The 9,839-nt window shown below is 43.8% G+C and carries 6 protein-coding genes and 1 pseudogene; all 7 read left to right on the top strand.

Annotated elements, in window-relative coordinates; translation table 11 throughout:
- Positions 1-336: 336 nt before the first annotated feature.
- The 7 genes and pseudogenes from LZ23_RS10220 (at position 337) to LZ23_RS10190 (ending at position 9,767) form a co-directional block, all read left to right on the top strand.
- A complete protein-coding gene (locus tag LZ23_RS10220; RefSeq protein ID WP_045213878.1) occupies positions 337-3,204 on the top strand; it encodes a hypothetical protein in 2,868 nt (955 codons plus the stop codon).
- A gap of 131 nt (positions 3,205-3,335) precedes the next feature.
- Positions 3,336-6,872 carry an FkbM family methyltransferase gene (locus LZ23_RS22580; protein WP_052507297.1) on the top strand — a complete coding sequence of 1,179 codons (3,537 nt, stop codon included), beginning with the start codon at positions 3,336-3,338 and terminating at the stop codon, positions 6,870-6,872.
- A gap of 16 nt (positions 6,873-6,888) precedes the next feature.
- A complete protein-coding gene (locus tag LZ23_RS10210) occupies positions 6,889-7,539 on the top strand; it encodes a sulfotransferase family protein (protein ID WP_045213876.1) in 651 nt (216 codons plus the stop codon).
- A 5-nt stretch (positions 7,540-7,544) separates the two neighbouring features.
- Positions 7,545-8,342, top strand: coding sequence for a SapC family protein (locus LZ23_RS10205; protein WP_045213874.1), 798 nt, complete (start codon positions 7,545-7,547; stop codon positions 8,340-8,342).
- Positions 8,343-8,548: 206 nt separating this feature from the next.
- Positions 8,549-8,926, top strand: a complete 378-nt coding sequence (locus tag LZ23_RS10200; RefSeq protein ID WP_045213873.1) for a four helix bundle protein — start codon at positions 8,549-8,551, stop codon at positions 8,924-8,926.
- Between the two features lie 82 nt (positions 8,927-9,008).
- Positions 9,009-9,443, top strand: a pseudogene (locus LZ23_RS10195) (hypothetical protein); the annotation flags it as partial.
- Positions 9,444-9,488: 45 nt separating this feature from the next.
- Positions 9,489-9,767, top strand: coding sequence for a type II toxin-antitoxin system RelE family toxin (locus LZ23_RS10190; protein ID WP_045213870.1), 279 nt, complete (start codon positions 9,489-9,491; stop codon positions 9,765-9,767).
- The last annotated feature ends 72 nt before the right edge of the window (positions 9,768-9,839 follow it).

Below are 9,839 nucleotides of genomic sequence, written 5' to 3'. Positions count from 1 at the left end.
TTGCATTTCGAATCGTGAAACCTTTCTTTGTCCTTTCCCTGGCCACAATTCACCTTGTTTACAAAACCCTGAGTTAAATTTTTCACTGCCATCCAGACATTCCTCCTTATACAATTTTTAGAGTATAATGAAGGAATGAGAAAAAATTAAATTTTTTCTTCATATTGAGGGCATATTGAGGTCGCATTTACAGCAGCATAATCTCTCAAAACCGTTGATATACAAGGCTTAATGGATATTATGCAAGGTAAAAAAAAAATTTTTCTGTAATACTTGGAGGGCATACGGAAGTCTTGGACACAAAAGGCGGTTATTTGTCCACTGGAGCATGTGATAATGTTGGGTTTTGCATTTATCAGCACTTTTACTACTGATAATGATGTGGTTGGTCCGGAGGTTGAAGACGAAGATTTCCAGACCACTGAAAATGATGACACGATTATTGGTCTGGTAGAAACCACTGCCACTAACTCAACCTTGAATCGAAATGACATAATCGATGGTGGTGATGGTACTGATACACTTAAAGTTGAGATGAAGGGTAACTTCCTTGGTTTTAATGAAGACAAAGGACTGACCAGCGTCGAGATTGTCGAACTGACCAATGTTTCCGGCTTCAACAGAACCTTTAATGCTGTAGACATAGAAGGGGTAGAAACCTACAAAATCGGTGCCGCCTCAAGCAATTTTACCCTCAACAATCTGGCTGAAATTCCAGTAATAGAGCTTACCCAGGCCAAAGGCACCTTCAATGCAAAATTTGCTGAGGACGTATTGGATGGAGACGACGACAACCTGAGCTTAAAGCTTAACGGAGTAGGTTCAGAAGACAATAACGTAACCATCGATGTAGATCCGGATGGCACTGAAGAGCTGGAAGTAGTAAGCGTAGAGGCTATTGCTGATACAGACAGCTATGTAAATCTGTCGCAGACAGCGGTTGAAACAATAGTAGTTACCGGAAGCGGAAATCTTGCTGTGGCAGCAGTTGATAGTGGTCTCGAAAATTTCAATGCCACTGCAGCAAAAGGGAATATTGAAGCTGATCTTTCAGGTGCTGAGCTCAAAGAAGTCGGTACTGGAACAGGAGATGACAAAATTACCCTGGATGATATGGCTTTCAATGCAGAAATCAGCAGTGCAGGCGGAGATAATGAGCTGGTATTAGACGTATCAGGTACAAATCTTGATGGGGGCCAGAAGGCAGCCATTTCTGGTTTCCAGACATTAACTTTGGCAACTGGGACAGGCACAGGCGATGCTGTTAACTTCTTAAGTGAAGGCTTTGAAGACATTGAGACAATTAACTTGAAGGGTCAGGTTGACGATACAATCAACCTCCTCGACTCTCAACTTCAAGGGCTGACCCTAAACCATGACCGCAATCTGGCAGCAACTGGAACCAATGCAACTGGTGCATTTTCAGCTGATGTATCTGGGGCTGTAGAGATTAACCTCAGCAATTCCAAAGCAACTACAACTGGTACATATGAATTTGAGACTGACTATACATTTGACAGCGCTGAGTCACTGACCTTTAATACTGCCAAGAATATGACATTTGCCGGTGAAGTTTCAGCAGCTGAAGCGAATAACCTGATGGTAGTCGCAACTGGAAAGTTGGGAGACGCAGAATTTTCAGCTGATAAAGCCAGCTCTATTGATATCCACGCAAAGGATACTGTAGCAAATGGATTTACTGTTAATGCTGAAGCAGCTGCAGAATTTATTTTTGTAGCTGATAAAAAGATTAATGGTGCTGAATTCAATAGTGAAGGTGCTGGCAATTTTAATATTAATCTTAAAGAAGCACAGGAAGCAGGCACAGTAGAATTGAACTTTAGCGAGATGCAGTCAGGAACCATAACAACTGGTGGTACTGCAGATGCTCAGTTTGATGTAGTAGCACCAGAGCTTGAGCAGCTGATATTAAACAATTCTAAGGGCGATTTGACTGTAGGTCAAAACGTTGCAACAGATTTAACAGGCTTAACTACTCTTAACATCACTAATAGTGGCGGTGAAGTAAAAATCGGTAACACAGATCTTACTGCCCTTGCAGAAGTTACAGTAACAGGAAATGGCGACAAGGTTGACTTTAGCGACCGAGTAATCAAAGCAGATCAAGCTTCTTTTAACGCAGCAGATTTTACTGGTGAAGTTACCGGAGTAGTATTTGACTCTAAAGAAGCAGTTACTTACGTAGCATCTTCAACAGGGGCCAACAGTTTAACTATTGATGGTACAGCTGCTGATGGAGAAGCGATTAAGCTTGATATTAAAGGCAACCAGCTTGAAAATCTTATTACTGTGAAACTGACAGGCACTGAAGATATTAATGCTCATGCTGACTCCGTGATCAACGGTGGTGGAACAAAGCAGCAGGGCTACGGTGCCAAGCTGGTGGTTGAAATGGGTGCAAATGCAAAAACAATTGACTTCACTGATGCAACTGTATCTTTCCTGGATGAAATTCAATTTGCAGCAGGTGTAAGCACAGGTGCAAACCTTAAGCTTGATGCAGCAGCGCTTCATAACAATGAAGTAGATGTACATTTTGTCACTGCAGGATCAAAGCTATCAGTGGATTTAACTGAAACTACCAGCACAATAGACTTCAGCAAAATGAAGGGTACTGGATCAGAAACAGCCGTGACAAAAGGCGTGTTCGAAATCAAAATAGATGGTGGAGAGACTTTTAAGTTGAATAGTACTCTCGCAGGATCTGCAGCCGCTTCAAACGGTCTTTATGAAAAGATCATCTTCGACGGCACAGGGCTGGCAGATGCAGATAAGTTCACTATCACAGGGTTTAATACTACCGATGACGTGATCTCGTTTGATAAAGGGAACTTTGAAAAACCTGGCAAAACTGAAGGTGTTTTTATAGCATCTGGTGCTGCATCAAATGCCGATTTCGCGACAGGAGCTCGTTCAAATGCAGTTATCTTCATAGTTGCAGGAACTGGCGTAGCAGATGGTAATAATGCGTCTGATATAGCAGACTATTTATCTGATGCTGTAGTTGTTTCTGGAATGCAAAATTTATTTGCTCTTACAGATGGCACAGACACCTACCTTTGGTTCTTTGATGGAAAGAGTGGTGAGAATAATGATGCAACTGTAGACGCTGACGAACTCACCCTGGTAGGCGTACTTAATGGGGTCAGCGACATTGCTGCAGCACAGTTCGAACTTACATAACAGCCAAAATCAACTGTAATAATTACAACAACTAACCATGAAGGCCCCTTAACCGGGGCCTTCATTTTTTCAATACCAGCCTGTCTTGTCTTACCATCTTAACACCATACTATTTTTTGTAAGGAGCAGCCGTGTCAGCAGAGAAAATGTTGCAGGAGGCCATGAAGCACCACCAGCGTGGAAAACTGGCTCAGGCCAAATACATATATGAAAAAATTCTGACATCTTTCCCTGATTATGGAAGAGCCAGGCTTTTTCTGGCCTTAATACATGATCAGGAGGGGCAGACTGTCAAAGCACTGGAAGAAGCAAAAATTGGATTTTCTCAGATACCAAGCCCACAGCCTCCTGATATATCCAACTATGGTATTATCCTTAAGAAAGCTGGGAGGCTTGATGAAGCTGAGGACATGTACCGACGGGCCCTGGATATGTCTCCCGGAAATACTGCTGCCTTAAGTAATCTGGCAACCATCCAGTTGATGCGTGGTAAATTTGATGAAGCTGAAGAAAAATTTTTAGATCTGGTCACCAAGATGGAAGACCCTGCTCCGTGGCTGAATCTTGCTCGCATAGCATTCATGCGCCAGAATTTAGATCAGTTTAAAGAGTATCTGGACCAGGCAGAAGACAGAGATCCAGCCCATCCAGAACTGCACTCACTTAGAGCACAACTGGCAGCACATGATTTTGAGGAAGATAAGGCCTTTGAACTGCTTAAGAAATCCCTGACATATCAGCCCAGCAACAGAGATGCATGGCTGCGGCTTAGACAGCTTGACCCCCAGAAGTGCGATCCGGAGGTAATGGAAATACTGGCTCAAAGGATCTCTGAGGTAGAAACGCAGGATGCCACTACTCTGGCCGCTGCTGTAGCAACATGCAGACATCAGCTGATATGGAAGTCTCTGCCCAAACTTGAGGAGCAGCTTGCTGCTGCCTTGGAGTTACCTTTGATGCGCCCCCCAACCACATCAGCTACCTTTGACCTGCTGGCAGCCAATATACCGCAACGCTCGCATCTTACCGCTGCTTCAGCAACATGGCAGATGCATACCCGCAGCGTACAAAGGCTTACCCCGAGAGAATTACCGCCAAGGACTCCCGGCAAGAAAATCAAAGTAGCCATTATCAGTTCAGATTTCAGACAGCATGCCGGTGGAACTATGCTGGTGGGATTAGTGGAAAATCTGCCTAAGGAAAATGTTGAGTGGTACGCATACAGCAACAGCTTTGATGACAGCAGTACTTTCAGGGAAAGGCTGCGCACAGGTTTTGATCGGTTTATCAATATCTCAAAATTAACAGACAAGGAACTGGCTGAAAAAATCCGTGAAGATCAGATAGATATACTGATTGAGCGTAATGGTATGACCAGGGATACAAGAGTGCTGGTAACCGCATGTAAACCATGCCCAATCCAGATGCGGTTCATGGGACTGCCCGGCACTGAAGGTGCTGGAGATGTTCTGGATTACTTTATTGGTGACCCCTGGGTGCTGCACAAAGGCAATGTAGATGGGTTCCATGAAAAGTTTCTTCAACTCCCACGAAACTATTTCCCAAACGACCACCTACAGCCTGATCTATCCACAGCAGGCACAAGATCAGATCATGGCTTACCGGAAGATCAATTTGTATTTTGCTCATTCAACAACCAGTATAAGTTCTCACCTGACAACTTTGCCCTGTGGTGTGATATCCTAAACCAGATACAAGACTCTGTGCTTTGGGTTTTAAAACCAAAAGCAGATGCGCTGGAGAAAAGACTTAGAGTACATCTGGAATCAGCAGGAATTAACCCTGACAGGCTTATCCTGGCTCCACAGCTTCCTCATGAAAACCATATAGCCCGTATCAGTCATGCAGACCTGGTACTTGATACCTGGCCTTACAATGCGCATACAACATGCTGCGACGCAGTCAGAGTTGGGGTTCCTGTACTGACCTTACCGGGTGAGACCTTTGCTTCAAGGGTAGCAGCCAGCATAATGGATACCAGCGATTTAAGCGAGTGGATAGTTAATTCCCCTGAAGAATACGTTAGAAAAGCTGTTGAGTACGCCGGCCAGACCAGGGAAGAGATAGACAGGGCCAAGGAGAAAGTCAAAGAAACTTACTGGTCGTCAGCCATGCCGGACATGAAGACCATGGGTAAAATGTTTGAGGCCATGTGCCTGCAGCTGTATGACCGGCATGCCGAAGGCAAGGCCATTACCCATCTAAGACTGACTGATGAGCATAAACTTGAAGAACTTGACATTGAACCTGTTAGTGTAAAATTAGCAACGCCTGAACTGGATAAAACAACAGCACCTCAAGTTAAGGCTAACACTGTAACTCAGCTTGGTGTACAGATCGTAATGGACCAGAAGGTCTCTCCCATGGTTGCAACTGCCATCAGAAATGGACTGTACGAGACAGCAGAAACCAGAATAGCGGACAAAATAGTTAAAGATGGGGATAAAGTTCTGGAGCTTGGTGGATGCATCGGGTTTATGTCTACATATCTAATGCTGAACAAGAAGAACCTTCATTACACTGTTGTAGAAGCTAACCCGGAAATGATGGATAAGATAAAGCAGACCCATGAATTAAACGCAGTATCAGCTAATGTTGTCAACTGCATTCTTGGTTCGGACAATGAAGAAAAAACTCTGTATATAAACCAGGAAATATGGTCAACATCCACCATAAAAAGACAAGGTACAATCAAAGAAGTTAAGGTCCCAGGCAGGTCCATACAAGATTTTCTTGACGAACTGAAACCCGGCATCATTTTGTGTGATATTGAGGGCGGAGAAGATGAGCTTTTTGAATCCCTGACCCCGCAAGATTTAGAGTCTGTGCAGGTCATGCTGATTGAGTGCCATTCTCATTTAATTGGTGAAAAAGGGGTGCAGAAGGCTATCAAAGATATTGAATCCCTTGGCTTTAAGATGAACTCAGAACTGACTGATAGAAATTTTGTTGTTTTTGAAAAAAAAATAAGCCCAGTAGCTTACGGTAAGCTGGAGCGTTTTGTAAAAGACGATGGCAGCTTTGACTATGACAAGTATGTAAGGATACAGAAAGCTACAAACAAGAACAAAAAAGATGTTGTTTGGGTTGATGAAAGCAATATCAGACATTTGGCCCGCAAGATTATGGACATAGCTGGGGAAGTGCAATTTGGACTCTGCCACGGCACCAGGACAGGTATGGAGCAGAAATGGTTCGCTCAAGAGTTGCAGTGCGAAGTTCTGGGGACCAAGATTGGTGACGGAGCGGAAACAATTGAAAACACCATCCAATGGGATTTTCATGAAGTTAAAGACGAGTGGTTAAATAGCGTAGATTTTATATACAGCAACTCATGGGATCATTCTTACGACCCGCATAAATGTTTCAAGCAATGGGCAAGATGCTTAAGACCTGGGGGCATAATGCTTCTGGATCATTCACAGCAACATATGCCTGACCATGCAAACCTTGCTGATCCTTTTGGGGCGACATTGGACGAACTGGTCATGTTGATTAATGAGTGCGGCCAGGGAGAATTCGAAGTCATAGATGTGGTCAAGGACCTTCCCGTCAAACAGAAGAAACTGAATCTGCCCGCTAATAAACATTGCTGGGTAAACGATATCAAAACCATTATTGTTAAAAAAAATGCCAATACTGTATAAACATCCGCATAGGGTTATGTTTGCCCATATCCCGAAAGCAGCAGGTTCTTCAGTATACCTCTGGTTTCTGGATGATGGCTGGCTAATTTCCAATCTGGGCCTTCAGGAATCAGCAGGTATCGGCTTAGATCTAAAGGAGAAATTCAATATACTGCAATGTCAGATCGAGGGACCGTTATCCAATGAATCCAGCGTGCAGCACTCTGTAGTCTCAACTTACAGACAATGGGGTGACTTTACCTCCGGCTTCTGCATTGTCAGACACCCTTGGAGCAGATTTGTTTCTGAAATCAGGTATGCCTTTACCCTTGCTTGTGAACAAAGCTCAGTATCCAATCCAACTGAGAGTATAGCTATGCGTTTTATTCAGGATTATATGCTTAAGGTATTTAATGCTTTTCCTGAGTGCAAAAACATAAGAGACAACCATATACGCCCCCAGACAGATTTTATCAGTGAGATTACAGAAGTATATTATCTGGAACGTGACTGGAAGGAACAGCTGCAGGCTAAATACGACTTAAAAGGTCTGCCACCAACAGCCAACAAAACAGTCCTACCTTTTGATTTTGAACCCTTGCTTGATGATAATATCCGGAATATGGTTCTGGATTTTTATCATGAAGATTTCGAACTTCTCGATTATGAGAAAACAATACCCAAGTGATTACTATGTTTTATTCTAAATTAGTACCCGTTTCCCCACAGACTTTAGGCCAGAGCAACTGGCTGCGGCCAACAATATTTCCTTTGGCAGTACATCATCAATTTATGCCTGTCTGTCTGAGTGAGCTGCCCAGAGCTGCTGCGCACCTGCCGATAATCTTTTTAGGACAGGATGAGGATATTGCCCCCAGATTAATGATGTCACTGGTACCAGGTGAAAACCACTATTTTACTCCGGGCGGCAAATGTCTTGAAGACTATCTGCCCATGGTACTTAGACCATATCCATTTGCCAAAGTCCGAGACTCTGAGTCAGGAACCGACCTCTTATGCATAGAAGAGGAGTACGTCGTATCACCAGACACAGAAGACTCAATACCCATTTTTACAGACGAAGGACAACTCACTCCGCATGTTACCAAAATCATGCAGCTCATCAAGCTTATAGAAAAGGAGAGACTGGTCCTGAACAGAGCCACCAAGCTCCTGAATAAACTTGGTATTCTTGCTGACTGGCCTGTTAAAATCAAGATTGGGCAGGACAAGCAGCATGAGTATACAGGGCTCAAAAGAGTTGGCCGTACATATCTACACAAGCTCAGTGCCGAACATCTGCCTGCTCTGCATGAATGCGCCGGCCTTGAGCTGGCTTTTGCGCAGATAATTTCTTCCAATCATTTTCGTCGCCTGAATAAATGGGCAAATATCCGCCGCAAAAAAGAGATGGAGGAAAATAAAATGGCAGGCGAGATATTCGGGGATGCAGATGCTGATTTTTTACTGAATTGGGAGCAGGATGAGTGAGAAAGTGGGGACAGGTTCTTTAAGTTGCATTTTCTAACCCATTCCGCTATATTCCTCTCAACCCAGCAACCACAAGCCTTAACGGAGGTCAGCCATGCCAAGAATAGCCAGATTTATTAGGGATAATCAGCCCAGCGTATACCATATTGTTTCCAGAACAGCCCGTTGAAGAAGGTATCAGGAGTCAGGGGACAGGAGACAGAAAGATGGGAGTGCAGTCAGCCAAGGAGTTAATCGTTTATCAAAAGGCATACAAGCTGGCTATGCATATATTTGATATCAGCAAAAAATTTCCAGATGAAGAAAGATATGCTCTGACAAGCCAGATCAGACGTTCATCACGTTCAGTGTGTTTGAATTTGCGTGAGGCATGGGTCAAGAGACGTTACGAAGCACACTTTATTAGCAAACTTACAGATTGTGATGGTGAAAATAACGAAACAGATACATCTCTTGATTTTGCTAAAGATTGTCAATACATAAAAAATGAGCAACATGCAGAACTTACCTCACTGTGTAAAGAAATCGGCAATATGCTGGGGAGCATGATCAATAACCCTAATTCATTTTTACTGAACAAGTAGCGAAACTTAACTCACTTACCGATTTTTATTCTAAACCACCTCTTTTCCGCTGTTCCCTGACTCCTGTTTCCTGACACCTATCTTCCTTTGGTGTTCTCTTGGCTACCATACCCAGACCGGGAATAAGGACGGCTTGCTGTCCATAGACTTTGGCATGAAGGAGTGGAATGAGTTTGATCCCAAGGAGATTGTCCGAAAGTACAGGCAGTTTGTTTACGAAACCGGAGCAGCTGAAAGCCAGGAGTCAGGAGTCAGGGGACAGGGGTCAGTGAAAAGAGGAATTGATCCAAAGATCGTGGAAAAAGCCAGGAAGAAAGGCTACAAAATATCCAGAGCTGACCGGTTCAGGTATAGATGCCGGTATTTTACTGATTCCGGGGTGATCGGGGGCAAGGACTTTGTTCAGGAGGTGTTTGACCAGGTCAAGCACTTGCTGGGGTCCAAGGATGAACGGAAATTTACGCCCGTAGGTGGTGTGGAGGGTTTGTATTCTATGAAGCGATTGGGTGCTGGCTGAAAAAAGCAGACTTGACTTTATACCTGATATGGGTATAAAGAATCAATGAACTGGACAGTTGAATTTACCGGCAAGTCTAAAAAACAGGCGGATAAGCTCCCTGCCAAAGTGCGGGAGGTTTTGTTCCAGCTGACTCAGGAAATAGAGTTTTGTGGTCCTGTCCGTGGAGACTGGCCTAACTATTCAAAACTTTCCAGTACGGAACATCATTGCCATTTGAAGAAGGGTAAACCAACCTATGTGGCTGTCTGGAGAGAAATACAGGGAAAAATAAAGCTGGTGGAGGTAGTTTATGCAGGAAGCCATGAGAAAGCCCCATACTGATGATGATATAATCACGCTGAATTTGCGTGTTCGGCGTAGTAATGCAGGTAAGGTCAAACAATATGTTCGGCA

It is taken from the genome of Desulfonatronovibrio magnus, assembly GCF_000934755.1.
In the GTDB taxonomy this organism is placed as follows: Bacteria; Desulfobacterota; Desulfovibrionia; order Desulfovibrionales; family Desulfonatronovibrionaceae; genus Desulfonatronovibrio; species Desulfonatronovibrio magnus.
Note: the sequence above shows the minus strand (reverse complement) of the source record. Positions and strands in the feature narration are given on the sequence as shown.

What these genes read in the sequence shown, in the direction of transcription:
- LZ23_RS10220 (WP_045213878.1), top strand. Translation starts at nt 337, where the DNA reads ATGTTGGGTTTTGCATTTATCAGCACTTTTACTACTGATAATGATGTG.
- LZ23_RS10210 (WP_045213876.1), top strand. Translation starts at nt 6,889, where the DNA reads ATGTTTGCCCATATCCCGAAAGCAGCAGGTTCTTCAGTATACCTCTGG.
- LZ23_RS10205 (WP_045213874.1), top strand. Translation starts at nt 7,545, where the DNA reads ATGTTTTATTCTAAATTAGTACCCGTTTCCCCACAGACTTTAGGCCAG.
- LZ23_RS10200 (WP_045213873.1), top strand. Translation starts at nt 8,549, where the DNA reads ATGGGAGTGCAGTCAGCCAAGGAGTTAATCGTTTATCAAAAGGCATAC.
- LZ23_RS10190 (WP_045213870.1), top strand. Translation starts at nt 9,489, where the DNA reads ATGAACTGGACAGTTGAATTTACCGGCAAGTCTAAAAAACAGGCGGAT.